This is a genomic window from Actinomadura sp. 9N407 (assembly GCF_044326315.1).
Lineage (GTDB): Bacteria > Actinomycetota > Actinomycetes > Streptosporangiales > Streptosporangiaceae > Spirillospora.
Genome location: NZ_JBIRAW010000004.1, coordinates 54,946 through 80,764, shown reverse-complemented (window position 1 = coordinate 80,764; position 25,819 = coordinate 54,946). Strand labels below are relative to the sequence as shown.

The 25,819-nt window shown below is 68.9% G+C and carries 31 protein-coding genes; 10 read left to right on the top strand and 21 right to left on the bottom strand.

The genetic code is table 11. The annotated features are described in order from the left end of the window. Window positions 1-101: 101 nt before the first annotated feature. Window positions 102-539 carry an SAM-dependent methyltransferase gene (locus ACH34Q_RS08055; protein WP_395982147.1) on the top strand — a complete coding sequence of 146 codons (438 nt, stop codon included), beginning with the start codon at window positions 102-104 and terminating at the stop codon, window positions 537-539. Between the two features lie 16 nt (window positions 540-555). Here the strand turns inward: ACH34Q_RS08055 and ACH34Q_RS08050 are convergent, their stop codons facing one another. Then, a complete protein-coding gene (locus ACH34Q_RS08050; protein WP_395982146.1) occupies window positions 556-1,032 on the bottom strand; it encodes a nitroreductase/quinone reductase family protein in 477 nt (158 codons plus the stop codon). 71 nt (window positions 1,033-1,103) lie between these two features. Beyond that, window positions 1,104-2,588 (bottom strand): aldehyde dehydrogenase family protein, encoded by a 1,485-nt coding sequence (locus ACH34Q_RS08045; protein WP_395982145.1) that lies wholly within the window; start codon window positions 2,586-2,588, stop codon window positions 1,104-1,106. Window positions 2,589-2,688: 100 nt separating this feature from the next. On the opposite strand from ACH34Q_RS08045, the gene ACH34Q_RS08040 reads away from it, so the two are divergent. Then, window positions 2,689-3,312, top strand: coding sequence for a TetR family transcriptional regulator (locus ACH34Q_RS08040; protein ID WP_395982144.1), 624 nt, complete (start codon window positions 2,689-2,691; stop codon window positions 3,310-3,312). A 23-nt stretch (window positions 3,313-3,335) separates the two neighbouring features. Here the strand turns inward: ACH34Q_RS08040 and ACH34Q_RS08035 are convergent, their stop codons facing one another. From ACH34Q_RS08035 to ACH34Q_RS08025, 3 genes are read right to left on the bottom strand one after another with little or no spacing between them, the layout of a single operon-like run. After that, window positions 3,336-4,595, bottom strand: coding sequence for an MFS transporter (locus ACH34Q_RS08035; RefSeq protein WP_395982143.1), 1,260 nt, complete (start codon window positions 4,593-4,595; stop codon window positions 3,336-3,338). Next, window positions 4,592-6,970 carry a glycoside hydrolase family 3 C-terminal domain-containing protein gene (locus ACH34Q_RS08030; protein WP_395982142.1) on the bottom strand — a complete coding sequence of 793 codons (2,379 nt, stop codon included), beginning with the start codon at window positions 6,968-6,970 and terminating at the stop codon, window positions 4,592-4,594. The genes ACH34Q_RS08035 and ACH34Q_RS08030 overlap by 4 nt, the downstream gene beginning before the upstream one ends. Further along, window positions 6,967-7,923, bottom strand: a complete 957-nt coding sequence (locus tag ACH34Q_RS08025) for an alpha/beta hydrolase fold domain-containing protein (RefSeq protein WP_395982141.1) — start codon at window positions 7,921-7,923, stop codon at window positions 6,967-6,969. Before ACH34Q_RS08025 ends, ACH34Q_RS08030 begins: the two co-directional genes overlap by 4 nt. 109 nt (window positions 7,924-8,032) lie before the next feature. On the opposite strand from ACH34Q_RS08025, the gene ACH34Q_RS08020 reads away from it, so the two are divergent. Both ACH34Q_RS08020 and ACH34Q_RS08015 read left to right on the top strand, forming a co-directional pair. Then, a complete protein-coding gene (locus ACH34Q_RS08020) occupies window positions 8,033-8,608 on the top strand; it encodes a TetR/AcrR family transcriptional regulator (protein ID WP_395982140.1) in 576 nt (191 codons plus the stop codon). Between the two features lie 119 nt (window positions 8,609-8,727). After that, window positions 8,728-9,156, top strand: a complete 429-nt coding sequence (locus ACH34Q_RS08015) for a nuclear transport factor 2 family protein (protein ID WP_395982139.1) — start codon at window positions 8,728-8,730, stop codon at window positions 9,154-9,156. Window positions 9,157-9,180: 24 nt separating this feature from the next. Here the strand turns inward: ACH34Q_RS08015 and ACH34Q_RS08010 are convergent, their stop codons facing one another. The 5 genes from ACH34Q_RS08010 to ACH34Q_RS07990 all read right to left on the bottom strand — a co-directional run bounded on the left by ACH34Q_RS08010 (window position 9,181) and on the right by ACH34Q_RS07990 (window position 12,890). Continuing rightward, window positions 9,181-9,651 (bottom strand): SAM-dependent methyltransferase, encoded by a 471-nt coding sequence (locus tag ACH34Q_RS08010; RefSeq protein ID WP_395982138.1) that lies wholly within the window; start codon window positions 9,649-9,651, stop codon window positions 9,181-9,183. Between the two features lie 247 nt (window positions 9,652-9,898). Further along, window positions 9,899-10,780 carry an ABC transporter permease gene (locus ACH34Q_RS08005; RefSeq protein ID WP_395982137.1) on the bottom strand — a complete coding sequence of 294 codons (882 nt, stop codon included), beginning with the start codon at window positions 10,778-10,780 and terminating at the stop codon, window positions 9,899-9,901. Beyond that, window positions 10,777-11,544: an ABC transporter permease gene (locus ACH34Q_RS08000; protein WP_395982136.1), complete on the bottom strand. Its 768-nt coding sequence runs from the start codon at window positions 11,542-11,544 to the stop codon at window positions 10,777-10,779. Before ACH34Q_RS08000 ends, ACH34Q_RS08005 begins: the two co-directional genes overlap by 4 nt. An 82-nt stretch (window positions 11,545-11,626) precedes the next feature. After that, on the bottom strand, window positions 11,627-12,541 hold the full coding sequence (locus ACH34Q_RS07995) for an ABC transporter ATP-binding protein (protein WP_395982135.1): 915 nt from the start codon (window positions 12,539-12,541) through the stop codon (window positions 11,627-11,629). Between the two features lie 58 nt (window positions 12,542-12,599). Next, a complete protein-coding gene (locus ACH34Q_RS07990) occupies window positions 12,600-12,890 on the bottom strand; it encodes an antibiotic biosynthesis monooxygenase (protein WP_395982134.1) in 291 nt (96 codons plus the stop codon). A 59-nt stretch (window positions 12,891-12,949) separates the two neighbouring features. On the opposite strand from ACH34Q_RS07990, the gene ACH34Q_RS07985 reads away from it, so the two are divergent. Continuing rightward, window positions 12,950-13,582, top strand: a complete 633-nt coding sequence (locus ACH34Q_RS07985; protein WP_395982133.1) for a TetR/AcrR family transcriptional regulator — start codon at window positions 12,950-12,952, stop codon at window positions 13,580-13,582. Window positions 13,583-13,609: 27 nt separating this feature from the next. On the opposite strand, the gene ACH34Q_RS07980 is transcribed toward ACH34Q_RS07985, so the two are convergent. Further along, window positions 13,610-14,305, bottom strand: a complete 696-nt coding sequence (locus tag ACH34Q_RS07980; RefSeq protein ID WP_395982132.1) for a sulfotransferase family protein — start codon at window positions 14,303-14,305, stop codon at window positions 13,610-13,612. Window positions 14,306-14,731: 426 nt separating this feature from the next. Between ACH34Q_RS07980 and ACH34Q_RS07975 the strand changes: the two genes are divergently transcribed. Then, window positions 14,732-15,967, top strand: coding sequence for a vanadium-dependent haloperoxidase (locus ACH34Q_RS07975; RefSeq protein WP_395982131.1), 1,236 nt, complete (start codon window positions 14,732-14,734; stop codon window positions 15,965-15,967). A 230-nt stretch (window positions 15,968-16,197) separates the two neighbouring features. Here ACH34Q_RS07975 and ACH34Q_RS07970 read toward each other — a convergent pair whose 3' ends face one another. Next, window positions 16,198-17,328 (bottom strand): tyrosine-type recombinase/integrase, encoded by a 1,131-nt coding sequence (locus tag ACH34Q_RS07970; protein WP_395982130.1) that lies wholly within the window; start codon window positions 17,326-17,328, stop codon window positions 16,198-16,200. Between the two features lie 232 nt (window positions 17,329-17,560). On the opposite strand from ACH34Q_RS07970, the gene ACH34Q_RS07965 reads away from it, so the two are divergent. After that, entirely contained in the window at window positions 17,561-17,836 is a 276-nt protein-coding gene (locus tag ACH34Q_RS07965; protein ID WP_395982129.1) for a hypothetical protein, read from the top strand. Here the strand turns inward: ACH34Q_RS07965 and ACH34Q_RS07960 are convergent, their stop codons facing one another. The 5 genes from ACH34Q_RS07960 to ACH34Q_RS07940 all read right to left on the bottom strand — a co-directional run bounded on the left by ACH34Q_RS07960 (window position 17,837) and on the right by ACH34Q_RS07940 (window position 20,922). Continuing rightward, window positions 17,837-18,019, bottom strand: coding sequence for a helix-turn-helix domain-containing protein (locus tag ACH34Q_RS07960; protein ID WP_395982128.1), 183 nt, complete (start codon window positions 18,017-18,019; stop codon window positions 17,837-17,839). Between the two features lie 146 nt (window positions 18,020-18,165). Continuing rightward, complete coding sequence (locus ACH34Q_RS07955) at window positions 18,166-19,974, bottom strand: FtsK/SpoIIIE domain-containing protein (RefSeq protein ID WP_395982127.1); 1,809 nt, start codon at window positions 19,972-19,974, stop codon at window positions 18,166-18,168. After that, entirely contained in the window at window positions 19,971-20,315 is a 345-nt protein-coding gene (locus ACH34Q_RS07950; RefSeq protein ID WP_395982126.1) for a hypothetical protein, read from the bottom strand. The genes ACH34Q_RS07955 and ACH34Q_RS07950 overlap by 4 nt, the downstream gene beginning before the upstream one ends. A gap of 31 nt (window positions 20,316-20,346) precedes the next feature. Beyond that, the gene (locus tag ACH34Q_RS07945; protein WP_395982125.1) at window positions 20,347-20,535 is read right to left on the bottom strand and encodes a hypothetical protein; all 189 of its coding nucleotides are present in this window, start codon (window positions 20,533-20,535) and stop codon (window positions 20,347-20,349) included. Window positions 20,536-20,709: 174 nt separating this feature from the next. Further along, the gene (locus ACH34Q_RS07940; protein ID WP_395982124.1) at window positions 20,710-20,922 is read right to left on the bottom strand and encodes a hypothetical protein; all 213 of its coding nucleotides are present in this window, start codon (window positions 20,920-20,922) and stop codon (window positions 20,710-20,712) included. Between the two features lie 179 nt (window positions 20,923-21,101). Here ACH34Q_RS07940 and ACH34Q_RS07935 point away from each other — a divergent pair, with 179 nt between their 5' ends. Next, a complete protein-coding gene (locus tag ACH34Q_RS07935; RefSeq protein WP_395982123.1) occupies window positions 21,102-21,848 on the top strand; it encodes an XRE family transcriptional regulator in 747 nt (248 codons plus the stop codon). Window positions 21,849-21,851: 3 nt separating this feature from the next. Further along, window positions 21,852-22,328 carry an NUDIX hydrolase gene (locus ACH34Q_RS07930; protein ID WP_395982122.1) on the top strand — a complete coding sequence of 159 codons (477 nt, stop codon included), beginning with the start codon at window positions 21,852-21,854 and terminating at the stop codon, window positions 22,326-22,328. Here the strand turns inward: ACH34Q_RS07930 and ACH34Q_RS07925 are convergent. The 4 genes from ACH34Q_RS07925 to ACH34Q_RS07910 are packed head-to-tail and all read right to left on the bottom strand — an operon-like array spanning window position 22,325 to window position 24,230. Further along, window positions 22,325-22,888: an HD domain-containing protein gene (locus ACH34Q_RS07925; RefSeq protein WP_395982121.1), complete on the bottom strand. Its 564-nt coding sequence runs from the start codon at window positions 22,886-22,888 to the stop codon at window positions 22,325-22,327. The two genes, ACH34Q_RS07930 and ACH34Q_RS07925, sit on opposite strands and share 4 nt — an antisense overlap. A 21-nt stretch (window positions 22,889-22,909) precedes the next feature. Further along, window positions 22,910-23,413: a GntR family transcriptional regulator gene (locus ACH34Q_RS07920; protein ID WP_395982120.1), complete on the bottom strand. Its 504-nt coding sequence runs from the start codon at window positions 23,411-23,413 to the stop codon at window positions 22,910-22,912. Next, the gene (locus ACH34Q_RS07915; RefSeq protein ID WP_395982119.1) at window positions 23,410-23,757 is read right to left on the bottom strand and encodes a hypothetical protein; all 348 of its coding nucleotides are present in this window, start codon (window positions 23,755-23,757) and stop codon (window positions 23,410-23,412) included. Before ACH34Q_RS07915 ends, ACH34Q_RS07920 begins: the two co-directional genes overlap by 4 nt. Then, complete coding sequence (locus ACH34Q_RS07910; RefSeq protein WP_395982118.1) at window positions 23,754-24,230, bottom strand: ATP-binding protein; 477 nt, start codon at window positions 24,228-24,230, stop codon at window positions 23,754-23,756. Before ACH34Q_RS07910 ends, ACH34Q_RS07915 begins: the two co-directional genes overlap by 4 nt. Before the next feature lie 172 nt (window positions 24,231-24,402). Here ACH34Q_RS07910 and ACH34Q_RS07905 point away from each other — a divergent pair, with 172 nt between their 5' ends. Then, window positions 24,403-25,176, top strand: a complete 774-nt coding sequence (locus ACH34Q_RS07905) for a multiprotein-bridging factor 1 family protein (protein ID WP_395982117.1) — start codon at window positions 24,403-24,405, stop codon at window positions 25,174-25,176. Window positions 25,177-25,819: the final 643 nt, after the last annotated feature.

Genomic DNA, 25,819 nt, shown 5'->3' with positions numbered 1-25,819 from the left:
GCTGCTCGGAACATCCGTCGGCACGCAGGGGCTGGGCCCGTGCGCCATCCTGTACACGACACATCGGCTGGTTCTCGTGGTACGAGTCGTAGGCTCCTCTCATGCCGGGAAAGCTCTCGCCTCGCCTTGCTCGGATCGTTGACGCGCTGCCCCTCACGCCGCAGGCGCGCGTCCTGGAGATCGGGTGCGGGCCAGGTGCCGCCGCTCGCGCCGTGGCGGCACAGCTGGCCTCGGGACACGTTCTCGCCATCGACCGTTCCGCCACGGCCATCTCTCAAGCGAGGGCGAACGCGGCGCAGGAGATCGCGGCAGGCCGGATGAGCGTCCGTCAGGTCGCGGCGGAGGATTTCGCGCTGGAGCCGGGTGAGGCTCCTTTCGACATCGCCTTCGCGGTACGGGTCGGCGCGCTCGACGGCCGCCATCCGGACGTGGGACGACGCGCGCTGGAACGCATCGCCGCCGCGATGGCCCCCGACGGCCGGCTGTTCATCGACGGCGGGCAGCCGTTGCGAGAGATCCCGTTGCCACCGCTGCCGTAATCGGCGAAGGGTCTCTTCAAGCGCTGGTCCTTGTGTCCTCTGATCGGGACGACCTCTCGCTTGGCCGGAGATCCGGCGAGGGGCGGTCGTCGAGGACGATCTCGACCAGGGGGCTGCCGTTCTCCCAGTCCGCCAGGCGGGTCGGCTGGACGATGCGGGCGGGATCGTGGGGCTGGTTGAGGTCGTCCACGATCTCACTGAGGATGCGGTGGCGATCGGCGGGATCGGTGACGAAGCGGGCGGTGGCGGGCAGGTCCGCGCGGACGCCGTGTTTCAGGTGGAGGGTGAAGGCGGGCCGGGCTCGCAGGTTCGCGTACCAGCTTCGCTCGCCGGGGAGGCCGCTGAGGTAGATCGCCCCTCCGGCGCGGTAGAACCAGATCTCGATCCTGCGGGGGCGGCCCGAACGGCGGCCGGTCGTGGTGATGTCGACGGTACGTTCGCGTGCGCTGGAGGAACGGGTGAGCGCCAGCGCTTGCCGGATGGCGTCCTGCATGGATGTCTCCTGACCGGTCCGGGGCCGGAGGTCGGCCCCGAACCGTGGGGTGTTTCGTGGGAGGCGTTCTGTCAGAGGTGGACCATGACGGTCTTGGTCTCGGTGTAGGCGTCCAGGACCTCGATGCCGTGCTCGCGGCCGAGGCCTGACTGCTTGAAGCCACCGAACGGCACGGTGCCGGCGCTCATGTCGGCGTAGGCGTTGATCCACACGGTTCCGGCGCGCAGGCCGGTGGCGGTGCGGTGGGCGCGTTCGAGATTCGTGGTCCAGACCGAGGCGGACAGACCGTAGATGGTGTCGTTCCCCTGGGCGATGGCGTCGCCGGTGTCGGTGAACGTCATCAGGGACGCGACCGGGCCGAAGATCTCTTCCCGTACGACCCGGGCATCGGCGCCGACGTTCTCGATCAGCGTGGGCGGCATGTACAGGCCGTGGCCGAGTTCGCCGGCCGTCTCCAGGGTGCCGCCCTCCTCGCGGGCCACGTCCAGGTAGGACGCCACCCGCGCGAAGTGCTCGGGTGAGGCCAGCGGCCCCATCCGGGTGCCGGGATGGAACGGGTCGCCGAGGGTGTACGCGTGCATCTCCTGGAGCAGGAGTTCCCGGAACCGCTCGCGAACGGACTCCTGGACGAAGATCCGGGTTCCGGCGACGCAGCCCTCGCCGCTGCCCTGGGCGAATCCGGCGACGGCGCCCTTGGCCGCGGCCTCCAGGTCGGCGTCGTCGAAGACGATCGTCGGCGACTTGCCGCCCAGTTCCAGGGTCACCCGCTTGAGGTCCCTGCTGGAGACCTCCAGGATGCGCTTGCCCACGGCCAGCGAACCGGTGAAGGAGATCTTGTCGACGTCCGGGTGGTTGGTCAGGGCCTCGCCCGTCACGGCGCCGTCGCCGGTCACGATGTTGACCACGCCGGGCGGCAGGTCGGTGGTCAGCAGCAGCTCGCCGATCCGCAGCGCGGACAGCGGTGACCAGGCCGCGGGCTTGGCGACCACGGTGTTGCCGGTCGCCAGGGCCGGGCCCAGCTTCCACGCGAGTTGCAGGACGGGGCCGTTCCAGGCGGTGATGGCTCCCACGACGCCGAGCGGCTGGCGCAGGGTGTAGTTGAAGACCGCCGGGTCGGACGGCGCGGTCTGCCCGTAGATCTTCGTCGGCCAGCCCGCGTAGTGCCGGAAGACCTCCACCGAGTGGTCGATCAGCCAGCGGGTCATCCACAGCGGCCCGCCCATGTCGAGCGAGTCCAGCACGGCCAGTTCCTCGGCGTGCGCCTCGATCACGTCCGCGATCTGCAGCAGCACCTTGCCGCGCTGGTACGGGGTGATGTCGGCCCACGACGGTGCCTCGAAGGCGCGCCGGGCGGCGGCCACCGCCAGGTCCACATCTTCGGGTCCGGCGGACGCGATGGAGGCAAGGGCCCGTCCGGTGGCGGGGTCGAAGGTCTCGAACGTGGCGGCCGACCGCGGTGCGGTCCACGCGCCGTCGATCAGCAGCTTCTTGGCCGGGCCGTCGAGGAACGCGGGGGCCGGGCGCGCGGAGGCGTCCAGCGTGAGGGGGACGGTCATGAGTGGCTCCTATCGAAACGAACTGGTTCGTTCTAGTCGCTCGACCGTAACCCCGTGGGCCGGTCTTATGCAAACGAACCAGTTCGTTTAGGATGTGCCCATGGACACAGGGAAGGTCGGCAGGGGACAGGCCGGCAGGGGACAGGCCAGCAGGGGACAGGCCGGCAGAGGGCAGGCCAGCAGGCGGCGGCTCCTGGACGCGGCCGCCGTCGAGTTCGCCGCGCACGGCATCGCCGGCGCGCGCGTCGACCGCGTCTCGGCCGAAGCGAAGGTGAGCAAGGCGCAGATGTACGCCTACTACGGCAGCAAGGAGGACCTGTTCGACGCCGTCCTGGCCGACCAGGTCGCGGGAATCCTGGACGCCGCGCCGCTGACCCCTGACGATCTACCCGGCTACGCCGTCCGCCTCTACGACGCCTATCTCGCGCGTCCGCGGCTCGTGCGCCTGGCCACCTGGGCGCGCCTGGAGCGCTCCTCCGCCGGCCATCTGTTCACCGAGGCCGACGAGATCCCCAAGCTCGAGGCCATCGTCCGAGCCCAGGACGAAGGGCACATCGATCCCGCTCTGCCACCGGCGGATGTGCACTCTCTGGTGATCTCCATGGCCATGACCTGGGCACCGAGCAGCCTCACCTACGCCGCGACGGAGGCCGACCCCGGCGCCGACCACGACCGCCGCCGTACCAGCCTCGCCACCGCCGTCCGCCGCGCCTTCGCTCCCTGACCCCGCAGGTCACACGGGACGGGTCAGCGTACGGACTTGATGGGGAGGATGGCCAGGCCGCCGAGCATGCAGATGGCGAACGCGATCAGGAAGACGGGGGCGAAGCCGAGGCCGGCGCCGACGACCAGGGAGCCGACGCCGGGGGCGATCATCTGCCCGCCCGTGGTGGCCATGTTGAGGATGCCCAGGTCCTTGGCGCGCGAGTGCTGGGTGGGCAGGACCTCGGTGATCAGGGCGGCGTCGACGGCGAAGAACGCGCCCAGGCCGAGGCCCGCGATGCCGGCGAAGACCAGGATCGTCCAGGAGGACGGCGAGAGCGCCGGTACGAGCACGCCCAGGCCGATCAGGCCGGAGGCCACGATGACGGGGACCTTGCGGCGCCCGAGGCGGTCCGACAGCGGGCCGAAGACCGCGCTGCCGATCACCGCGGTGATCAGGTTGATCACGGCGGCCGAGGTGATGACGGCCGCGGACTCGGCATCGCTGAGGCCGATGTAGTCGGTCAGGATGTAGAGCTGGTAGGCCGAGACGACGTAGTAGCCCAGGATGATCAGGAAGCGGCCGGCGAACGCCCAGTAGAAGTCGGGGGCCCTGCGCGGGAAGGACACCGCGGCCAGCAGCTGGGCCCGGCTGAACGGTACGCGCGGGACGTGCCGGTTGGAGAAGTCGGCCGTCAGGGCGACGCAGGCCAGGGCCATCAGGCAGGGCCACGGCGCCAGGACGGCCATGCCCAGGTCGGGGTCGTCGACGAACATCGCGCCGACCAGGGCGCCGATGGTGCCGCCGATCAGCACGCCGACGCCGCTGGCCGCCGAGACCGAGCCCCTCCGCTCGGTCGGCACGCGGTCCGGGATCATCGCGACGAGGACGGCGATGACGGCGTTCATGGCCGCCGCCAGGCAGCAGTACCCCACCAGCAGCCAGGCGATCGACTGGGTGACCGACATGAAGACGATGATCACGCTCGCGGCCAGGGCACCGGACACGACCCAGGGGTTGCGGCGCCCGAACCGGCTGCGGGTCATGTCGGACAGGGTGCCGAACACGATGTTGGTGACCAGGGAGACGATCGAGGACGCGATCGTGAACAGCGCGACCAGGGACACCTTGTCGTCCGGTGCCAGGTCGGCGAGCTTGGCGGGGAGCAGCACCATCCCGAAGCACAGCAGCGGGACCGCCCAGGCCAGCGCGCCGAGGAACAGGCCGGAGCCGAGCCGCGTCAGTCCCGTCCGGGACCGTACGGGGTCGATGTCGGCGGTGGCGGCCGGGGTGGTGGGCGTCATGCCGGTCCGCCGGCGGCGGCGACGAGCTCGGCCACGTCGTCGGCGGTCACGGGAACCGTGGAGAACTGGACGAACTGCGACAGCCGCAGTCCGGCGATCATCTGCTGGAGCCCCTCGTCCTGGACGTCCAGCTCACCGTCCATCCGCTCGGCGATCCGGTTCAGCAGGGCGGTCACCAGCGGCCCGCCGACGGGGTGGTCGAGCCATTCCCGCAGCGTGGACTCGCCGCTCAGCGCCGCCGCGATTTCGTCACCGGCCAGCGTGACCGGTACGGACAGGCGGATGTCACGGCTGGAGGCGCCGACCTCGACGACGTACTCCAGACCCTCCACCTGCCATCGGGCGGCGGCCGGGTCGTAGTACGCCAGGGCGTCGTGATCGATGCGGACGGTGACGTCGCGGGCCTGCCCCGGCTCGAGCTCGGCGGTGACGGCGAAGCCCTTGAGCTCCCGAATCGGACGCCGCACCTTCGAGCCGGGAGCGGCCACGTACACCTGGACGACCTCACGCCCGGAACGGCGCCCGGTGTTGGTGACGCGCACGCTCACCTCGATGTCCCGGCCGTCGACGGTCGTGACGCGCAGGTCGTCGTAGGCGAACGTGGTGTACGACAGGCCGTGCCCGAACGGGAACGACACCGCCAGGCCCCGAGCGTCGAAGTAGCGGTAGCCGACATGGATGCCCTCGCCGTACGCGACGCGCCCGAACTCGCCGGGGAAGTCCAGGTAGGCGGGGGTGTCGGCCAGCGCGACGGGGATGGTCTCGGTGAGACGGCCGGAGGGGTTGACCGTTCCGAACAGCACGTCGGCGATCGCCGGGCCGCCCGCCTGGCCGAGCAGCCAGGTCTCCAGCACCGCGCGTACGCGATCGGCCCATCCCGATACCCGTACGACGCCGCCGTTGGACAGCACCACGACGGTCTCGCGGTTGGCGGCCAGTACGGCGTCCAGCAGGTCGGTCTGGACGGCGGGCAGTTCCAGGTGCTTCCGGTCGTAGCCTTCGGATTCGTAGCTCTCGGGCAGGCCGAGGAACAGCACGGCGACATCGGCGTTCTCGGCCGCGGCGACGGCCTCGGAGGTCAGTGCGGCCTGCGCTTCGGGGCCTTCCGAATCGTTCAGCCCGAAGCCGGGTGCGAAGACGACATCGGCGCCGGGCGCGCCGTCCCGGATGGCGTCCAGTGCGTTGTCCAGCCGCGTCGGGGTGACATGGGAGCTGCCGCCGCCCTGGTAGCGGGGCGTACGGGCGAACTCCCCGATGACGGCGATCGTCTGGGCGGCGTCCGGGTCCAGCGGCAGCACCGCGCCGTCGTTCTTGAGCAGGACGATGCTGCGAGCGGCGACCTCGCGGGCGAGGGCGTGGTGGGCGTCCGTGTCGAACTCGATGCTCTGCTCGCGTGCGGTCTCGGCGACGGCGGCGGCCCGCCGGGACAGGCTCGCGAGCCGGGCCACGCCGGTGTCCAGAACGTCCGGGTCGAGCAGGCCTTGGTTCACGGCGTCCACGACCAGCGGTGCCGAGGCCGGATTGTCGGGCATCTCCAGGTCCAGTCCGGCGGCCAGCGCACGGACCCGGTCCAGGACCGCGCCCCAGTCGGACACGACCAGGCCGTCGAACCCCCACTGCTCGCGCAGCAGCTCGGTCAGCAGCCACGGATCCTGCGAGGCGTGTACGCCGTTGATCCGGTTGTACGAGCACATCACCGTCCACGGCCGGGACCGCGTGACGATGTGCCGGAAGGCCCGCAGGTAGATCTCGTGCAGGGTACGGGTGTCGACGTCGGCGCTGACCGTCATCCGCTCGGTCTCCTGGCTGTTGACCGCGAAGTGCTTCAGCGAGGCGCCCACCCCTCGTTCCTGGAGACCGTCGACCCAGGCCGCGCCCAGGACACCGGTCAGGACCGGGTCCTCGGAGAAGTACTCGAAGTTCCGGCCGCAGAGCGGGCTGCGCTTAATGTTGATCCCGGGCCCCAGCAGCACTCCCACTCCCGCGCTCAGGCATTCCCGCGCGAGCGCCGCGCCCACGCGGCCGGCGAGCGAGGCGTCCCAGCTGGAGGCCAGCGCCACGGCGGGCGGGAAGCAGGTCGCCGGCCGGCTGTCCGACAACCCCAGGTGATCGGCCTTGCCGTCGTGCGCCGAGAGCCGCAGCCCGTGCGGGCCGTCCGCCATCCGCAGCGCCGGAACACCCGCCTCCGCCAGGTCGAGGGTGTCGAACCAGGCGGCACCGGTGAGCAGCGACGCCTTGTCCTCCAGGCTCAGCCCCGCCACCACCGCGCTGATCTCCTCGGCTGGCTGTGTACCAGAGGCCGATGCTTCCGGCGCGCCGTCCGGCGAGTCCTGCGGGGTGGGGTCCTGTCCGTTGCCGCTCATCGCGCCGATCACGCCCTTTCCTGGTCACGGGCGCCCGCACCGGTGACCGATGATGCTGTTGGGGTCAGGGCCTGCCTGACGATGCGCCGAGCGCGCTTGGACTGTGGCAGCAGGGGGACGGCGAAGTACACGTGCTGCATCCCCGGCTCTTCGGTGTAGACGATGTCGAGACCGGCGGCACCGGCCCTGTCCCGGAGCCGCCGCGAGTCGACGACGAGGATGTCGTGGGTCCCGCACATGACGGTCATGGGCGGCAATCCGGTCAGGTCGGCCAGAAGAGGGCTGACGCGCCGGTCGCGTACATCGAGGTCACCCGCGTACAGGCGCCCGCACGCGGCGAGGCCCTCGACGGTCAGGACCAGGTCGCGTCGCTGGATCCCGGGCTGGTCCGGATGGGTCATCGTGGCGTCCAGCCATGGGGAGACCAGCACCAGGCGGGACGGCTGCTTCGCGCCTCGTTCGCGCAGCTCGAGCGCGGCCGCCAGAGCGAGGCCGCCGCCCGCCGAGTCGCCCATCACGACGACCCGTTCCGGGCCGGCCTCGTCGATGGCGTCAGCGACGATCGCCGCCGCCTGTGCGACGGTCGTGGACGCGGTCGCGTGCGGCGCGACGGTGTAGATCGGCACCAGGAAGTGGGCTCCGGTCCGGCGCACCATGCGCGCGACGGCGAGCCAGGTTCGCCTCTCGATCTCCAGGACGTAGGCGCCGCCATGGAAGTACACGGCCGTGCACGCAGGCGTGCCGGTCGCTGGAGGGCCTTCGGGCCGTACGCGATACACGTCGATCCCGTGCCGGCGTTCGACCGTGACCCGGACGCCTCGCATGCCGCGTCCCGACGGGGGAGTGGGGACGGCGGGCTTGGCCGTCCTGCGGCGTACGAAGGCGCCGACCTCCTGGGACGTGTCCATGCTCGGCCGCATCGCCTTGACGAGACGGAGCGCGCCGTTCACCAGAGCCGTTCTCATCGGCGCTCTCATCCGCAACCCCCATCGGCGCCGTGGCGACCTGCGTCACAAACCGTACAATGACCGGTATTGACCGTCAAGGAGCCCGCGACTTCGCTAGCCTGGGGCGATGGCGAGTCCCGGGGTGTACGCGAAGGGCGTCGCCAAGCGCGAGGAGATCCTGCGGGCGGCCCTGCGGGTGTTCGAGCGGGACGGCAACGCCGGCACCACCATGCGCGCCGTCGCCAAGGAGGCCGGCCTGAGCCTGGCCGGGCTCACCCACTACTTCCCGAGCCGGGACCTGCTCCTCACCGAGGTGCTGTTCACCGTCGATCGGGAATTCGAGGCGCTCTACTACGAGCGGCCGGACACGGGCCCCGGCGAGTTCCTCGCCAGGGCGATGGAGCGCAACCAGGCCGACCCGGTGCGTGTGTGGCTCTACCTCACGATGCTGGCGGCCACGAGAGACCCCGAACACCCGGCCGCACCGTTCTTCCGCGACCGCTTCGAACGGTTCCGTACCGTCGTCGCCCAACACGTACGCGACCAGCAGGCACGCGGCGAAGTCCCCGCACACGTGGACCCCGATTTCGCGGCACGGTCGTTGCTGGCCGCCGCCGATGGCATCCAGAACGTCTGGCTGCACGACCGTACGATCGACATGGGCGCGCACATCCGCACGACCTGGCGCCTCCTCATCGGCTGAACGGACCGCGGCTGGACAGGCTCGGCTGAACGGGCCGCGGCTGAACGGGGCGCGGCGTTCGCGCGGCATTACCTCCTACGTCATCGCCCCCGCTACCTGCGACCTGCGACGCTGCTCCCATGATCGCCGCAACCGATACCCGCCAAGCCCTGCAGAACTTCCTCCAGACGATGGCCGCCGGAGAGGACCTGACGCCCCTCTTCGCGGAGACCGTCGACTGGCGGCTGGACTGGCCGGACGAGGGACACCCCGCCGTGCCGTGGATCCGTCCGCGCAGCACCCGTGCAGAGGCCGCCGCGCACTTCCGCGAACTCCGTGCCCACCACGTCCCGGAGAAGGACGCCTCCGAGGTCCACCAGATTCTCGTGGACGGCCCGGACGCGGTCGTTTTGGCGACCATCGCCCAGACCGTCCGTGCGACCGGCCGCGAGTACACGGCCCGGTGCGCCCTTCGCCTCACCTTCGAGAACGGATTGATCACCCGGTACCACGTCTACGAGGACAGCCTCTCGGTGGTCAACGCGCTGGCATCGGACGTCCCGGCGTAAGAAGGCGATGCCGCCGGACGAGCGTCAGTAGTAGCGGCTCATGAGGTCGGTGGCCCACGCCGGCTGGGTGACCGGATGGCGCGGGGCGAATTCGGCCAGGTACGGCTTGATGTCCAGGACCGGCGAGCCGGACAGCGCGTCCAGGTCGGTGACGTGCAGGTCCAGGCCGTCCACGGAGAGCAGGCGGCAGCGGGAGACGCCGAGGCGGTTGGGACGGTACGGCCCGCGGTGGGCGAAGACCCCCACGGGTGCCCCGCTCGGGTTCCCCCTCGGGGGACGGGGCTCGGCGGGGACCTCGGCCGGGTCGATCCGATCGAAGAGGAACACGATCTCCAGATGGGAGAAGCGGTCCAGGCCGAGTACCGCCGACTCGTCGAACGAACCGCCGTCCAGCCGGATCGTGGCGTGGACGTCGTGCCAGCCGTCCTCGAACATCTCGCCGCGACCGCCCACGACCTGGCCGACCGGTCGAAGAGGCACGATGTCCATCGCCATGACGACCCCACGTTCTGGTAGCGCGTTCTAGGGCGTGTCTCAAAGTGGCCTCAGCCGCCGCGCGAGCGCGCTACCTGGCCGGTGCGGCGATGCCGGAGGCGAGCCTCACCGGCCAGATCGCGAAGCGATGCCGCGCTCGCACAAGAACCGGTCACGGTGCGAGCCGCCAGGCGAGTCGCCGTGGGCCGGGTCTTTAGAAACACAGCCGCCAGGCGAGGACCGTGGGCCTGGGCTTAATAAACACAGCTTAGTAGCGGCCGAGGGTACCGCGCCGTTTGGCGAGGCGTTCGAGACCGGCGAACAGGAGTACCCCGGTCGCGACGATGAGCAGCGGCTGGACGAGCAGCCAGCCGAGCCCCCAGCCGGTCGGGAGGGTGGCCAGGGAGTGCCCGCCGAGCAGGATGTCGCGCATGGCCTCCAGGCCGGGCGCGATCGGAACGACCAGCCGGCTGAGGAACGCGACGGGGTCGGGCATGGCCGTGAGCGGGATCAGGGTGCCGCCGGCGATGGCGTAGACGGCCACCGACAGCTGCGTGATGATCTCGATGCGCTTGAACACCAGGGTCAGCCCGCACAGGATCAGCGCCAGCCCGCAGGTGCCCACCGCGATGGCGGCCATCGGAACGATCATCTGCGCGTCCACGGGCAGCCGCCCGCCCTGGACGGCGATGGCGACGGCGCCGGTGGCCAGCACGGCCAGCGCGGTGGGCAGGGCCGAGATCACGGCGGCGACCTGGCGGCCGAGGATGCGCGCGGCCGAGGGCAGCGGGGTCAGGTAGGTCTGCTCCAGCACACCGGACTGGATGTCGCCCAGGTAGCCCCAGAACACCCGGTTGACCTGCTCGTGGATGAAGGTCAGCGCCACCATTCCGAGCAGCGTCGGCAGCAGGAGTTCCGCGCGCAGTTGCCCCCGTCCCATGAACAGCACGACGAGCAGGTAGAAGAGCGGGAACGTGATCATCTGGATCAGGCCCTCGCGCCATCCGGCGGCCAGGTCGAGCAGGCCCTTGCGGACCTCCGCGGCGAAACCGCGTGCGAACGCGGCGAAACCACGGGCGAACGGGGCGGAACCGCGAGTGAACGGGCCGGAACCGTGAGTGAACGCGGTGGAATCGCGGGTGGACATCATGACGGCTCCCGCAGGGCTCGGCGATGGTTGCGGACGAACAGCAGGCCCCCGGCGGCGGTGAGCGCGAGCGTGTGAACGATCAGCCAGGGCAGGGTGCCGCTCGTCCAGATGTCGCCCAGCGACCGGCCCTCGAACAGCGTCTGCGTGATCGCCTCGATGCCCAGCGTGGTGGGCAGGAACCGGGCCGGCACGGCCAGCCATTCCGGGTAGAGCGCCAGCGGCAGGAACGAGCCGTTCAGGAGGAGCACCAGCGCGGCGAACAGCGACTGCAACGCGCCGATCATCGGGGAGACCAGCGCGAAGGCGGCCAGCAGGAAGGTGAAGGCCAGCACGTTGATCCCCAGCAGCAGGGCGGGCAGCACCGCCGCCCACCGCAGCGGGACCGTGATCCCGGCCACCAGCATCGGGACGAGGGCCGCGACCGCCGCGACCACCAGGCCGAACAGCGAGGCGGTGACCAGCCGGCCGAGCATCGGCAGCCACGGCGGCGCCGGGGACATCTGGGCCTGGGCGAACGTGCCGGTACGTTTCTCCTCGATGAGGTCGGCCACCATCACCAGCGCGGCGTACTGCAGGAACCAGTAGGCACCGATCGCGATCAGTGTCTGCGGCAGCAGATCCTGGCGCAGTTCCCCCTGGCCCAGGACGAACTGCAGGCCGAGATACATCACGGTGCTGATCAGCAGCGTGATGATGTGGCCGATCGGATGGGCCAACTGGACCCGCAGGCCCTTACCGATCTCCGCGCCCAGGACGTCAAGCACAAGCCGGCCAGGCACAAGCCGGCCAGGCACGACACGGTCAGGCACAAGCCCGCCAGGCACGACACGGCCAGGCACGAGACGGTCAGGCATGGGACGGCTCGTTCACCAGGGCGAGGAAGACGTCCTCGAGATCGGGCTGGACCTGGGTCAGCGACTCGAGAACGACCCCGTGGCCGCGCAGGCGCTCGACCACGCCGTACACCTCGTCCGGTTCGTTCACCCGCACGCTGATCGTGGTGACGCCCTCCCGGGTGACGCCGTCGAACCCGGCCGGCGCGGTCCCTTCGACGCGGATCTCGTACCGGTCCCGTTCGCGGAAGCGCGCCAGCAGTTCGCGCGTGGGCAGGTCGGCCACGAGCCGTCCCCGCCGGATGACGGCCACCCGGTCGCAGAGCTCCTGGACCACGTCCAGTTGATGGGTGGTGAGCAGGACGGTGGTGCCCTTGTCGCGGGCGAGCCCGGTGATCCAGTCCTTGACCGTACGGGTCGCTTCCACGTCCAGGCCGAGCGTCGGCTCGTCCAGCAGCACGATCGCCGGGTCCGCGATCAGGGCGGCGGCGATCGCGACCTTCTGCTGCATGCCCCGCGAGAACCCGCCGACCTTGTCATCGCGCCGGTCCCACAGCCCCAATCCGGTCAGGAGCTCTTGAGCCCGATCGCGGACCTGCGCCTTGCGCAGCCCCTTGAGCCGCCCGAAGTACATGACGTTGTGCCAGGCGGACAGACTCCAGTAGACGTTGCGCGACCCTTCCAGCACTGCGCCGAACTGCGCCATCGCGTCCGAACGCTGCCGGACCACGTCGAAGCCGCCCAGGCTGACCCGGCCGGACGTAGGGGTGACCAGGCCGGCCATCATCTTGATCGTCGTCGTCTTACCGGCGCCGTTGGGCCCCAGGAACCCGAACACCGATCCGGCCGGAACACGCAGCGACACCTCGTCGACCGCCGGAGCCGGCGCCGAGCCGTACACCTTCGTCAACGCATCGATCTCGATCAACACATCTCCTCGAACGGGAGTGGCCCGGCCCCGGAAGCCCCGGGGCCGGGACAGGCGGTCAGAGCTCGTCCAGGACCTCGATGTCCTCCGCCGTGACCTCGCTGACCAGCGCGAACGCCTCGGCCGCCGCAGGCGTGACCGGCGCGGCCTCGCGGGCGGCCCGCAGACTCGCGGCGTCGTCCCAGCGCCAGACACCGACCCACGTCCGCTCGTCGAGCCGCCCGAGGCGCGCCTCGGTGAGGCCGGGCCGCGCGGCCCTGATCGCGGCGACCAGCGCGCCGTGCCGGGCCCGGACGAGCTCGGCGTCGGCGGGATCGGCCTGGAAACGGGTGACGCTGATGAGTGACATGGCTGTACCTGCTCTCTAGAGTTGACTTCTAGTGACTTCACTAGAGATAGACTCTAGCCATGAGTGATGTCAAGCGGCCGAGCAAGCGGGCGCAGAAGGCGCAGGAGACGCGGCGGCGCATCCTGGAGGCGGCGTCCCAGCTGTTCGTCCGGGACGGATACGGCGCCACCAACCTGCAGGAGATCGCCGACCGGGCCGGTGTCGCGGTGCAGACGATCTACTTCGTCTTCGGCAACAAGCGCACCCTGCTCAAGGAACTGGTCGACGTCACGATCGCCGGCGACGACGAGCCGGTGGCCACGATGGACCGCCGGTGGTACATCGACGCCCTGTCCACCGCTACGGCCCAGGACATGTTGCGCGCCTACGTCACCGGCACGACATCCGTCCTGGAACGGGCCGCGCCGATCGGCAAGATGCTGGAGGCCGCGTCCGCGAGCGACCCCGAGGTCGCCGCCCTATGGCCGCAGGAGATCGACCCCCGGTACGTCGTCAGTCAGAGGGCTGCCGAGGCACTCATCGGCAAGCCCGGTGCCCAAGCGGGGCTCTCGGCCGAGGACGCCGCCGACCTGCTCTACGGCCTGCTCAGCCCCGAGCTGTACCTGCTGTTCGTACGAGAGCGAGGCTGGTCGTCCGAACGCTGGGAACAGTGGGCCGCCAAGACCCTGCACGCCCAACTCTGCTCAGACTGACGCGAGGCGCTGGAGCCCACCGGGGCGTCACCGCCAGGTGACCTCTCCGGTCTCCGCCCTGGCCGCTCGCATCGCCGTACGGATGTTGTGCACCAGATCGTCGCCCACGTTCACACGCGGGAACGGTTCGTCGGGGACGTCGACGCCGAGGAACCGGCACAGCGGCTCCCAGCCCTCCTGGACGCGATAGGCCAGAAGCCGCTCAGCCGGCACGGTACGCCGGACCTTTTCGTAGTGTCGTTCGAAAACACGCAGGCAGTGCGACTTGTCGAACACCCGACCATCGAAGGTCCCCGCCGCGACCGTGCCGAGTGCCATCTGCATCCGAGCGAAGCCGGACTCCTCCGCCCACTGCCGCTCCTCGTCGGTGAGCTTCTCGCCGAACTCGGTGCCGAGCCGGAACATCTGGACATGGCTCTCCCACCAGCGTTCCGGATCGCGCTCGGTGAGCAGGATCTTCGCGTCCGGATATGCGGCGGCCAGCCGCTCCCAGAAGTGGATGGTCGGCCAGTCCATGGTGGCCCGATAGCCCTTGAAGATCACCGACCAGTCGACATCGCGGCCTTCGTACGCCGCCAGCCAGTGATCACCGTCCGTGGCTCGGCGCAGCGCCTCCATGCCGTGATAGCACGGGCCGAACCCCAGCCGTTCCAGCGCGGCCTTCACCGACATCGACCCGGTCCGATGCAACCCGACACCGATGACCTGCAACCCCTCGGCCATGCAAGACCCCTCCTCGCACCGGTCTCGACACTTCGAATTGTATGGCGACGCGCCCCCTCGTCCATTACGGCCCTGCAAGGTGAGGGTGACGACATGGTGGCCACAACGGTTGGGCATTTCGGACAGCCAGATGGCGGGCTCGGTCCTCGCCCGCGAATGGCCCATTCCGGTCCTCGCGGGCCGGACCACCCAAGCCGTCGTGGAGATCACCGCAGGCAACTCAACCGTGCTGCCTGACCGTACTCATTCCGCTCCACTACGAATACGGTCAGGCAAGGAACTCTGATGGATCACCTCATTGTCGGGGCTCCGCCGGAGTTGGACACTAGGTTCTTCGTGTGCCGGCAACGATCAGCCGATGGGGGATCCATGACACGTCGTTCCCATAAGCCCGGAAGATTCCGACGTCCACGCGGGTCCGCGGTCGTGGCCGCGCTCGCCCTGACCGTACCGATGGCGATCACGACCGGTACGGCACAGGCCCGGCCGCCCGCCAAGCCCAACGCCGTCATCACCTGGGACATGCACGCCGAGACCGCCATCTACGACGTCGCCGAGCAGTCGCCCACGTCGGCCGCCCGCAGCTTCGCGATCGTGCAGGGCGCCGTGTACGACGCCGTCAACGCGATCGCCGGCACCCCGTACGAGCCGTACCTGGCCGCCCCCCGCAGCCGGCCCGGCGACTCGTCCCCCGCGGCCGTCGCAACCGCGGCGCACGACGTGCTCCTCTGGATGTTCCCCGGACAGGCAGGCTCCCTGCGCGAGCGGTACGACCAGGCACTCGCCGCGATTCCCGACGGCCGTTCGAAGAGGGGCGGCATCTCCGTCGGCCGGACCGCGGCCGCAACCATGATCGATTTCCGCCGCGACGACGGCGCGTTCTCCGACGCGAAGTGGCCGGTCGGTACCGCCCCGGGCCAGTGGCGGCCGACACCGCCTGGCTTCCTCCAGGTCGGCGCCTGGTACGCCACCCTGAAGCCGTTCGTCATCCGCAGCTCCGGCGACTACAGCACCCCGGGCCCACCGGCTCTGCCCAGCGCCGCCTACGCCCGCGACCTGAACGAAGTGCAGGCACTCGGCTCGGCCACCAGCACGACGCGTACGCCCGACCAGACCGACGCGGCGAAATGGTGGGACGACCCGCGGCAGGTGGAGTGGACGATCCAGCGCCGGCTCGCCACGTCCCACCGGCTCAGCACGCTCCAGACGGCTCGCCTGTTCGCGATGGCTGACGTAGCGGCCGCCGACGCCCTGGTCGCCTGCTACAAGGAGAAGAAGCGGCTGGCCTTCTGGCGTCCGGTGACGGCGATCCCGCTGGCGGACACGGACGGCAACCCGGCCACCCACGCCGACCCGTCCTGGACTCCACTGCGTACCACGGCACCTTCGGCGGAGTACCCGTCCGGACACGCCTGCTACACCACGGCGGTCACGACGGGCTGGCGCACGTTCTTCGGCCGCGACGACGTCTCGTTCAGCGCCTACAGCGCCGACTCCGGCACGACCCGCCGCTACGACAGCTTCTCCGAGGCCGCCGCCGAACTGGCCGAGGCCAGGGTCTGGGCGGGGGTGCACTACCGCTTCGCCTCCGAGGACGGCGACCGGCTCGGCGCCACCGTCGCCCGCGACGTCCTTGACCAGAGATTCTGCCGCGAAAGGTGACCTGAACAGCCCACTCGAACCGACCCCGCCCGCACCCGCCCCGGCCGTGCGCTACCGCGCGCGCCCGGGGCCCGACGGCGCCTGCGGCCACCAAGCGCGGACGGAGAAAAGGAAGCCGGGTCTCAACGGTTCCTTAAGGACGGCATCAGTCATTGATCGTGCTGCGTTGCAGCTCACGGCCTGTGCCATGTCCGGGCGTTGGTCACGGGGAGCCATTTTGGGAGCCACGCCTACGCGGACTTGAAGATGTCGTTCATGCGCTCGGCACCCTCGCGGATCTCCGGCTTGAGGTGGTGACGGTAGACGGTCTCGGTGATGCGGCTGTCGCTGTGCCCGACGAGGTCACTGATCTTCTCGATCGGCACGCCGTGGTCACTCATGATCGAGACGAACGTGTGGCGCAATTCGCGCGGGCACCACTCCTTGCCGTCCAGCCCTGCCGCCTTGAGCACCTTGCGGAACCACCAGCGCACGGCGGCGGCGCTGTACGGCGTCCCGTCCTCGCGGCAGAAGACGAGATCGTGATCCTCGTACGCCTCGCCGGCCTTGAGCTTCTCGGCCGCCTGCCTTGCCTTGAGGGTGCGCAGTGCCTCTACGGCCATGTCCGCCAAGCCGAGCCCGCGACGGCTGAGCGGCGTCTTGGTCTCGTCCTTGTGCCGCGCGGCACGTAGGACGTACACCGTGGCGGTATCGAGGTTGAGCGCGCTCCAACGCAGCTTGCGCAGCTCCTCAGTGCGTAGCCCTGAGGTGATCGCGAGGATCACGTACGCCCCGATCCGGTGCTTTGCCTTGGTCGCCTCCTCCAGGACGGCCGTTGCGTCTTCGAGCGTGAGGGACTTGGACTTGCGCCCCGGCCGGCCGGACGGCGTTTCCACCAGTTCGGCGACGTTGCGCTCGACTCTGTCATGCCGCATCGCGCGGCGGATCGAGCGCTTGAGCAGGTTGTGAACGATGCCGAGGGATGACGAGGCGAGGTGCTTCGTACGTCCGGCGAGCCACGCTTCCACGTCGTCGGCCGACAGGTCAGTGAGCTTGATGTGCCCGATGAACGGGATGAGCTGCTGGTCGACGAGGATGCGGTACGTCGTGTAGCTCGACTCGGCCTTGTCCGCCTTTGCGAACGCGGCAAGGAAGTCGTTCACGGCGCCTTCCACGCGGTACGTGGGGTCGGGCTTCACTCCGTTGTCGAGGTCTTTGACCGCCTTCTTGAGCTTGTCCTTGACGGCGGTCTTGGTCGGTCCCTTCCTCTTGAGCCGCTTGCGCTTGCCGTTCGGCCCGTAGCCGAGTTCGAGGGCTCCCGTGTAGCCCGAGCCTTCGGGGTAGATCGTCCCTTCGTAACTGCCGATGTGGATCTCTGCCAAAAGGATCCCTCCTCGTATCGATCGAGGTCATCACCGACGATAACTCAAGACGTCCCTAGACGTCCCTAGTTTGAGGGTGGATTCTCCGGGCCGGTACGGAGAATCCACCCCTGTTGTGACGAGCGCTGCGGGAGGGCCAGAGGCGGGCCACCCGGTGATCTTGGCCATGTGATGATGCTTCGGCACGGATCAGGACGGGTTGATGTTGCGGTAGATCGTGGGGGAGAGGTCCGTGGGCGAGGTTGTTGAGCGAGCGCTGCTTGAGTCGCTGGCCTGGCTGTTGATGGCGATCAACAAGACCGATGATGACGAGGTCGATCCGGACATCGCTGTCCGATGGATGGAGGACGCGGCAGTGCCCCTGGGCGCCTTGTCGCGAGCGGACCGGACGGCGCTTGCCGAGCTGTGCCGAGAGCGTGCCGCTGAGGCTGAGGACCCCTCGATGCGCGAGGCGCTCCAGATGTTCCTTACTGGCTTCGGTCTCGACGATGACGAGGAATACGAGTGATCATCGCGACGACGTCTCTTCGAGGGAGGCGATGAAGTCGGCAAGGTGCTGGTCGGTGATGCGGCGAAGCTTGCCGATCTTGATGCTGTGGAGGTGTCCGGTCCGGATGAGTTCGTAGACCTTGTCGCGTCCGATGTGGAGGGTCTCGGCGACCTGCTCGACGGTGTACGCCTGCACGCTCACCTCCTTCTCCCGAGTGGTCTCGGGGCTTGTGTCGGGCGTGGCGATCATCTCCGTTCGTGACGGTGGGTGATTGTCTACGTCTTCGTCTATGGCTCGTCTATGCGTCATACGTGCAGACGCGCATGAGAGACGTAGACGTAGACAAGTCACTCTGAGTGTTCGGTGACGGCGTGCCATCGGCCTCGTGAGACCTGGGTGACGCGGTCAGCGTCGGCGAGTTCGCGAAGCCGTTGGTAGGTCCACGGGCGGCTCATGCCGGTCGCCGTGATGAGGAGGGATACGGGGGTTCCCTCGTCGGGCGCGCCGGCCAGCAGTCCCCACAGGATCGTTTCGGGGTCGTCGGCTGCGTTGGGGGCCGTGGTCACCTCTTCGAGGCTGCTCGTCGTGCGCATCCCGATACCGGCTTGGGCCTCCTCGATTGCCGTACGGGAGACCTCGTCGAGTATCGGGCGGATGTCGGCGTGCCGGTGCGCAGCGTCCGCCACCGCCTCATCGGTGAGCAGGTAGGCGCGTCCTCTGCGGGGTGTGTCGTGTTCGGGTGCCGAGAGCAGGAACTTGCCCGGTGCGTTGAGCGTGTGCGCGTGCCACCCGGCGGTGAGCATGCCTTGCCCAAGGATGAGATCGACGTCCTTGCGCTCGCGTACTCGGAAGCTGACGCGTACGTCCATCTGTGAACGGACCGCGCCCTTGCCCATGGCCTTCTGTGTCGGGCGCTGCGTGGCCGCGATGAGGGTGACGGCGACGGCTCGGCCTCGGCGTGCGATCGAGTCGGTATCGCTGACGCTCTCGGGCGCGTCCTCGGCGAGTTCGGCGTACTCGTCGATGACGATCACCAGCGCGGGCATATCCGGAGACGGCTCCCACACTCGCCGTCCCTGCGTGGCGAGTGATGCCGCGCGCGCCTCCAGGACAGCGACGGCGTCCCGCAGGAGGACGCGGGCTTGCTCGGGTGTGGTGGCGAGTCGATCGATGCAGGAGGCCCACGGCTGTAGCTCCATGCCGCGCTTGAGGTCGATCGCCCAGATCACTACGTCCGGGCATGCGGTGAGGTTGCCCATCAGGACGTTGATGCCGCCGCTCTTGCCCGAGCCGGCCACGCCCCCGATGAGCCCGTGACGGCGTAGCAGCAGGACCCGCGCGCCGGTGGCGTCCTCGAACGGTCCCAGGTCGATCGGCTCGGAGATGGACGCCACCGACGGTCCCGGCCACGGGATCGCGTCGGCGTGCGGGTCGGTGTCCAGGACGCGCAACTCGAAGCGGTTGGCCTTGTCGTCGCGCGTGGGGAAGACGCGCACCGCCCCGCGGAACGTGCCGAGCGCCGATTCGATCGCGGGAACCTTCGCGGTGACGTCCTGGATGGTCTGGCCACGGGCGAGCGCGAAGCGTGCGCGCCATCCCCACACGTCCACGCCTGCGGACTGCGCATGCGAGCCGGGTAGGCCGATCGAGTGCGCGATCTCCGGCCATGCCGCGATCTGCCGGTCCACCCGGACCTTGGCGCGCCGGCGCCGATGCGCCCACCACGGCACGGCGAGTACGGCCGTACCGACGAGAAGGCACTGAGGAAGCGGCACGTACCCGATCCCGAGCGCGGTCACGGCGGCGAGCCATGCACCGGCGCTGAGCGCCACCGTCGCGGCGTACAGGCGCTCCCTACGCGCGGCGAGCCCGATCCGATCGCCGAGAACGGCCAGCGCCCACGCGGCCACCGAGGCGGCACCGAGGAGGTACGGCCACCACTCCGGATAGGACACATGCAGCACCGCCCCACCAGCGGCGAGCGTGATGCCCGCGTAGACCGGTGCGAGTTCGGAGCGGTACCGCCACAGCATCCGGCCGAGGAGGACGGCGGCGAGGTCGGGAAGCTGGTCGTCGCTGTTGATGACGACCATCGGCTGCAGGCCATGGCGGCGCATCCTGCGGGCGTGCCGCCGCATCTGCCGTGTCCGCGTCATGAGCGCCTCCACCAGTTCGGGGGAAGCTGGCCTTGTGCGCGCAGTTCATCGCGCAGGTAGTACAGCGCGTCCGGTTCGGCGTCATGCTCGGCTTTGAGGGTGGCCCGCGCGGCTGCCACCAGGTTCGCGCGGTCACGGCGGACCGTGATCACTTCGGCGGCGAGGCGGTTGAGTTCTGCCAGCAGCGCGGGGGTGTCGGTCAGTGCGGCATGGACGCGTAGCCACAGGTCGCCGATGCTGGGCATCGCCTCGGACAGGGCGGAGACGATCTCGCGTGCTGCGCGGTTGCGGTTGCGGACCTCCTGCGGGTCGATTCTGGCGGTACGTGGAGTGTCAGGCACCAGGGCATCCCTCCCTTCGGGTCGGGGGACGTCAGTGCTGAGAGAGGCTCTGGACGAGGACGGTCACCAGTCGGCGGATCTGGGGTGCGGCGCTGGTTGCGGCGAGGAAGAAGCCGAACAGCAGGCACACGACCACGTGCCAGGCGCGTAGGCCCATGTAGCGCCACGCGAGCCAGACCACGGCGCCGAGGATGGCCACCAGCGGAACCGAGACGTTCACGATGTGCTCACCTCCTTCGCGGTCACAGCCACAGGTCGGGGAAGCGGGACCCCTGCCGGCGGCGCTGCCATCGAGCCCGAGACCGGCACTTGCGGCAGCGACGGTTGCCGGGCTCGACGCGAGCGCCGCACGGGCAGGAGAGGCCGGTGATGACGCGCGGCATCCTCATCCGCGTCACCGCCCTGCCGGGACGCGGGTGGGGACGTCGTCACACGTTGTCTGGGTGGTCAGCAGTCGGCGGGAGGCCGAGCCGGTACGGGTGGGGCCGGTGCCGTTGCGGAGGGTGCGGCGCTCTTCGGTGTGGATGCCGATGACCAGCATCGCGAAGATGCCGCAGACGGCACCGGCGAGGAAGACGGCGATGATCGAGGCCAGAACGAGGATCATGGAAGATCACCTCTCTCGTAAGGCCCGTGTCCGGCGGGGGCGGCTCGGGCGATCGGTTTGCCTTACCAGAAAGAGAGTCCTTCGCGACACGGGGACGAGATCACTACATGACTGGACCTGTTCAAGACGTCCTCGTAGGGTTGACCGCGTCCCAGACGTCCCTGCCCCCGGACCGGTGAATGCCGAACGAACGCCTACGCGCGGCTCTGCTCCAGCAAGGGCTGACCGTGGCCGCACTCGCCGAATTCCTCGACGTCGATCCCAAGACCGTCGAGCGATGGATCACCAAGGACCGCACGCCCTACCGGCGGCATCGCTACGCAGTGGCTTCACGCCTGAAACTCGACGAGACGTACCTGTGGCCCGAGGCGCTGAGCAAGGAACAGATCACCTCGGTCTCCGACAGCGAGATCGTCACCGTCTACCCGCACCGCTGGTCTGTCCCAAGGGACGCATGGGGACGACTCTTCACCGATGCTGAGAATGAGATCGGCATCCTGGTCTACAGCGGCCTCTTTCTCGCAGAGGACAACGGCGCTCAGCGCATCCTTGCCGACAGGGCGAGAGCCGGCGTGCGAGTGCGCGTCCTCCTCGGCGACCCGGACTCACCACAGGTCGCTGAGCGTGGAGCAGACGAGGGCATCGGCGAGTCCATGGCGGCAAAGATCAGGAACGTGCTGGTCCTCTACAAGCCGCTCAGCGCGGTCGAGAACGTCGAGATCCGGCTACACGGCACGGTGCTCTACAACTCGATCTACTTCGCTGACGATCAGGTCTTCGTCAACACCCACGTCTACGGCGCCCCAGCGTCCAACGCGCCCTCATGGCACCTGCGTAAGGTTCCGGGCGGCGAGCTGGTGAGCACGTACCTCGAAAGCTTCGAACGCGTCTGGGAAGGCGCCAAACCGCTACAGCAAGGGGGATAGCCGATGGGCCGCAGGATCGACTACTACGACGACCCCAACGCCCCCAAGGCCAACAGCCTCGTCCCGTCCGTCAACGTCGTCGTCACCAACGACAACGGCGAGATCCTCCTGATCCGCCGTACCGACAACGACAACTGGGCGGTCCCAGGCGGCGCGATCGACCTCGGCGAGTCCGTCAACCAAGCGGCTGTACGCGAGACGTGCGAAGAGACCGGGATCGAGTGCGAGATCACGGGCATCGTGGGGATCTACTCCGATCCCAAGCACCTCATTCACTACACCAGCAACGACGAGGTACGGCAGGAGTTCTCGATCGTGCTGACCGGCCGCCCGACCGGCGGTGAGCCGACGCCTAGCGACGAGTCACGCGAAGTGCACTGGAAGCCGCCAGCGGACGTCGAGTCGCTACAGATGGATCGTTCGATGCGCCTGCGCATCAGCCACTACCTAGAGCAGCGGGACAAGCCGGTCGTCACCTAGAGAGCCAGTCCGGCACGGCGTGACTTGCCCTGGACGTCTCGTACCGCTCCGACTAGATGTGGTTCGGCAAGCTGCGTGAACCGCGTGACGAGATGAACGGGCCCGTACCGCTGGCGGATCTCGGCGAGCCGATCGGACACGTTCACCGGCTCGCCGTCCGGAGTGGTCGTCATGTCGCAGTAGATGAGCGCGCGACTCAGGCACCCATCCGCCGGCGGGAACTCGGTGTGCAGTTCCTCGGCGAGGCCGCGCTGTTCGGCCTCGATGCTGGCACAGGAGTGACCGGCCACCAGCCGGCACAGCAGGGCATCGGCCCGTGCCACGTCCCGCAGGTAGCGCGCACCGTCCAGAGGATGGAAACCGGTCGCGGCGATCTCAGGGCTGTACCCGATGTCATGCAGCCACGCGGCAGCCTCAAGTAGGTCCGCCTGGTCCCCGAGGATGGGAGCGAGATCGCGTGCCTTGGCCGCCACGCCTTGGGTGTGCGCCCACCGGCGCGGCAACGGCACTTCGAGCAGGTCACGGGCGATCTCGCTCGCCCAGGCGGCTGTGGCGTTCATGCTTTCGACGCTACGGGCACTTCAGCGGACATCCACGGACGCCTGTGGATCATCTGGGGACGTCTTGCGCCGAACGAAGCGTCCTTGGCCGTGCACGCACTCGACGAGACCGGCCTTCTCCAGCTCGACGAGCGCGCGCTGAGCCGTGTGGCGAGACACGCCGTATCGCTTCCCAATCCGTACCTCGCCCGGAAGCAGGTCACCCGGTAGGAAATCGCCGTCCTCGATCCGGGCTCGCAGGTCAGCGGCAATGCGCTGGTAGCGAGTCCGCACCTGCTCGGCCGACGCCTCCTCATCGGGCCCGCATACGAACCGGCCGATCGCCGCCCGAGCCCTGATCAAGCGTTCCGTTTCCAGTGAGGACAGGGCACGGCGAACCGTGTTGCGAGTGACACTGAACTCCCGGCATAGAGCCGCCTCGGAAGGAAGCCGAGAGCCGGCGGGATACGTGCCGGTTCTGACCCGCTGGCGCAGCGTGTCTGTGATGTGGACGTACGCGCCCCAACGAGTGGCTCGCTTGGTCATGAGGCGGAACACACACGGTGCGCGATTCGGATGATCGGATCGAGTGCCTCGAAGATGCGCTCTACCGTGCGAGGCAGGTCGGTGCATGGGGCGAGTGGACTCCCGTCCGGGAGCCAGTACCACCACACCGCTTCACTCTGCGCCTCCTGTGCAGGGGCGGCGATGATGCTCTCTCCGACGACCGGGACCTTCGGATGGAAGACGCGTAGCAACGGAACCGCCTCGGCATACCGAGTGACAGCAACCAGCTCGGTATCGGCGATCGCCCACCCGAGCCCGTCCAGGTGTTCCGCCGCCAGAGCGCGATAGCCGGGCGTCGAGGCAGCGATGAGGTAGGCAATCACGACTGGCCATCCTTGCCGTTCGACCACGCCTCTACCTCGAACCACACGGCCTTGCCACGGTGGGTCTGGTACGTCCCGTGCTGGTGGGCCAGTGCGCCGATGAGGAACATTCCTCGGCCGGACTCATCGAGCATTTCGGCGTTCTGAAGGCGAGGAGTGTCCCGACTCTGGTCATGGACCTCACAGCGCAGGCAGTTGCCCACGCGAAGCATGACAAGGCGCAACGGAAGCCCCGTGTCGGAAGCCGTGTGCTGGTAGGCGTTGGTGGCCACCTCCGAGACACAGAGTTCGGCGGTCTCGGCCGCGTGTGCCACGCCCCACGCGGTGGCAACGCACCGCGTGAAGCGGCGCGCCATACCGACCGACTCGGGCGCGTACGGGAGCTTCAGTTCACCGAGAAGCGACCCAAGAAACTCCTCGAAGACGGGAGACCGGTACCACGACACGAGATCCGGCAGTTGTTCGGCCGACACAGGAGAGCCTCCTCGGCTTGTCGGGGGAAGTGACCACATGAGCGGACGCACTGAGGTTCGCCATGTCCCGAGAGCCTTCCGGTGCCTGTGGGACCTCTCCACCGGCATCTAGGGACGTCTAGGGACGTCTTCTGTTAACGTCGCTGGTGACACAGACGCCACGGGAGGTCTCGTGAACGATTTGCTGCGACGTGCACTTTCCGACGCTCAGCTAACCGAGGCCGACCTGGCCGAACGCATCGGCGTAGACCCCAAGACCGTCCATCGCTGGCTAGCCGGCCGCGTCCCCTACCCCCGCCACCGGGCAAGCCTCTGTGGCCTCCTGGGCCAACGCGACGAATATCTGTGGCCCCAACTCGCCGCCCCGCGAGCACTCAGCGAGCCTCCAGGCGCCCAAGTCCTCGCTACCTATCCGCACCGCTGGGCCGTTCCCCGTGCCGTCTGGCAGCACCACTTCGCCAACGCCCGCCACGAGATCGGCATCCTCGCTTACGCAGGCCTCTTCCTCGCCGAGGACCAAGGCGTCATGCGGACCATTGCAGGCAAGGCCCGCGAGGGTGTCACAGTTCGAGTTCTCCTCGGCGACCCGGACGGCCCACGCATATCCGAACGCGGTACTGACGAGGGCGTTGGCGCCTCACTGGCAGCCAAGATCCGCAACGCCCTTGTGTTGCTCTACCAGCCCCTCCGCGACCTCGACAACGTTGAGATCCGCCTACATGACACAGTCCTCTACAACTCCATCTACCGAGCCGACGACGATTTCTTGATCAATCCCCACGCCTACGGCATCCCGGCGTCACATGCCCCCGTCCTCCATGTCCGCCACGCTCAAGCCGACGACATGGCCACCACGTATCAACACAGCTTCGACCGCGTCTGGTCCAGCGCTGGGGAACCCAGCGCGCCCCAGGACAACACAGACGTCAAGAAGCACTCCGGGTGAGCAGTTTCCTTGCGGTATCAAGGGCGCCCGCTATGCGGCCGCCGCCGGTCGGTCCGGACCGGGCATGCGGCCTCTCCGGGCCGACCCGCCCCGGCCGCCCGGCCGGTTGTGGTCGTTTCGTGGAGATTTCGGCGATGACCCCGTGTCTTCTCAGTGGGCGGGTCGATGATGGACGCTATGGCGAATTCCAGGCGGGGCCGCTGGGCGGGAGCCCTGACCGGTGGTGTGCTGCTGCTCGGTGTCGGGATCGTATTCGTCGTAGTCGGTCTGGACAAAGCCGACAAGATCGCAAGTAGCGCAGGCTTTTTCGTTGGTGTGGCCGGGCTAGCAATAGCGGTCTATGGAGTGAGCTTGGCCCGCAGCACCACGCCCCCATCACCGCCCCAGCCTCCCGAGCCAGCGCCGCCTGAACCGTCTTCCCTAGAGAAAGCAACCGCATCCGGTGAACGATCCGTCGCGATCGGAGGCGACAACTCAGCGCCGATTGTGACAGGGGACAACAACGAGGTCCAATGACGACCACACCACCTGACCCCCAGCAGCCGCACGGACAACACCGCGCCGGGGACCGCGCTGTCTCAGTCCACGGCGACAACCGGGCGCTGGTTGTGACGGGAGACCATAACCAGATCACAACGGTCCA

Coding starts and splice junctions, on each gene's coding strand:
- ACH34Q_RS08050 (WP_395982146.1), bottom strand. CDS start 1,032: ATGCAGGACGCCATCCGGCAAGCGCTGGCGCTCACCCGTTCCTCCAGC.
- ACH34Q_RS07930 (WP_395982122.1), top strand. CDS start 21,852: ATGGGCCGCAGGATCGACTACTACGACGACCCCAACGCCCCCAAGGCC.
- ACH34Q_RS08025 (WP_395982141.1), bottom strand. CDS start 7,923: ATGAGAACGGCTCTGGTGAACGGCGCGCTCCGTCTCGTCAAGGCGATG.
- ACH34Q_RS08010 (WP_395982138.1), bottom strand. CDS start 9,651: ATGGCGATGGACATCGTGCCTCTTCGACCGGTCGGCCAGGTCGTGGGC.
- ACH34Q_RS07935 (WP_395982123.1), top strand. CDS start 21,102: ATGCCGAACGAACGCCTACGCGCGGCTCTGCTCCAGCAAGGGCTGACC.
- ACH34Q_RS07925 (WP_395982121.1), bottom strand. CDS start 22,888: ATGAACGCCACAGCCGCCTGGGCGAGCGAGATCGCCCGTGACCTGCTC.
- ACH34Q_RS07980 (WP_395982132.1), bottom strand. CDS start 14,305: ATGGCCGAGGGGTTGCAGGTCATCGGTGTCGGGTTGCATCGGACCGGG.
- ACH34Q_RS08055 (WP_395982147.1), top strand. CDS start 102: ATGCCGGGAAAGCTCTCGCCTCGCCTTGCTCGGATCGTTGACGCGCTG.
- ACH34Q_RS08020 (WP_395982140.1), top strand. CDS start 8,033: ATGGCGAGTCCCGGGGTGTACGCGAAGGGCGTCGCCAAGCGCGAGGAG.
- ACH34Q_RS07985 (WP_395982133.1), top strand. CDS start 12,950: ATGAGTGATGTCAAGCGGCCGAGCAAGCGGGCGCAGAAGGCGCAGGAG.
- ACH34Q_RS07940 (WP_395982124.1), bottom strand. CDS start 20,922: ATGATCCTCGTTCTGGCCTCGATCATCGCCGTCTTCCTCGCCGGTGCC.
- ACH34Q_RS07920 (WP_395982120.1), bottom strand. CDS start 23,413: ATGACCAAGCGAGCCACTCGTTGGGGCGCGTACGTCCACATCACAGAC.
- ACH34Q_RS08005 (WP_395982137.1), bottom strand. CDS start 10,780: ATGATGTCCACCCGCGATTCCACCGCGTTCACTCACGGTTCCGGCCCG.
- ACH34Q_RS08015 (WP_395982139.1), top strand. CDS start 8,728: ATGATCGCCGCAACCGATACCCGCCAAGCCCTGCAGAACTTCCTCCAG.
- ACH34Q_RS07955 (WP_395982127.1), bottom strand. CDS start 19,974: ATGACGCGGACACGGCAGATGCGGCGGCACGCCCGCAGGATGCGCCGC.
- ACH34Q_RS08035 (WP_395982143.1), bottom strand. CDS start 4,595: ATGACGCCCACCACCCCGGCCGCCACCGCCGACATCGACCCCGTACGG.
- ACH34Q_RS07990 (WP_395982134.1), bottom strand. CDS start 12,890: ATGTCACTCATCAGCGTCACCCGTTTCCAGGCCGATCCCGCCGACGCC.
- ACH34Q_RS08040 (WP_395982144.1), top strand. CDS start 2,689: ATGGACACAGGGAAGGTCGGCAGGGGACAGGCCGGCAGGGGACAGGCC.
- ACH34Q_RS08045 (WP_395982145.1), bottom strand. CDS start 2,588: ATGACCGTCCCCCTCACGCTGGACGCCTCCGCGCGCCCGGCCCCCGCG.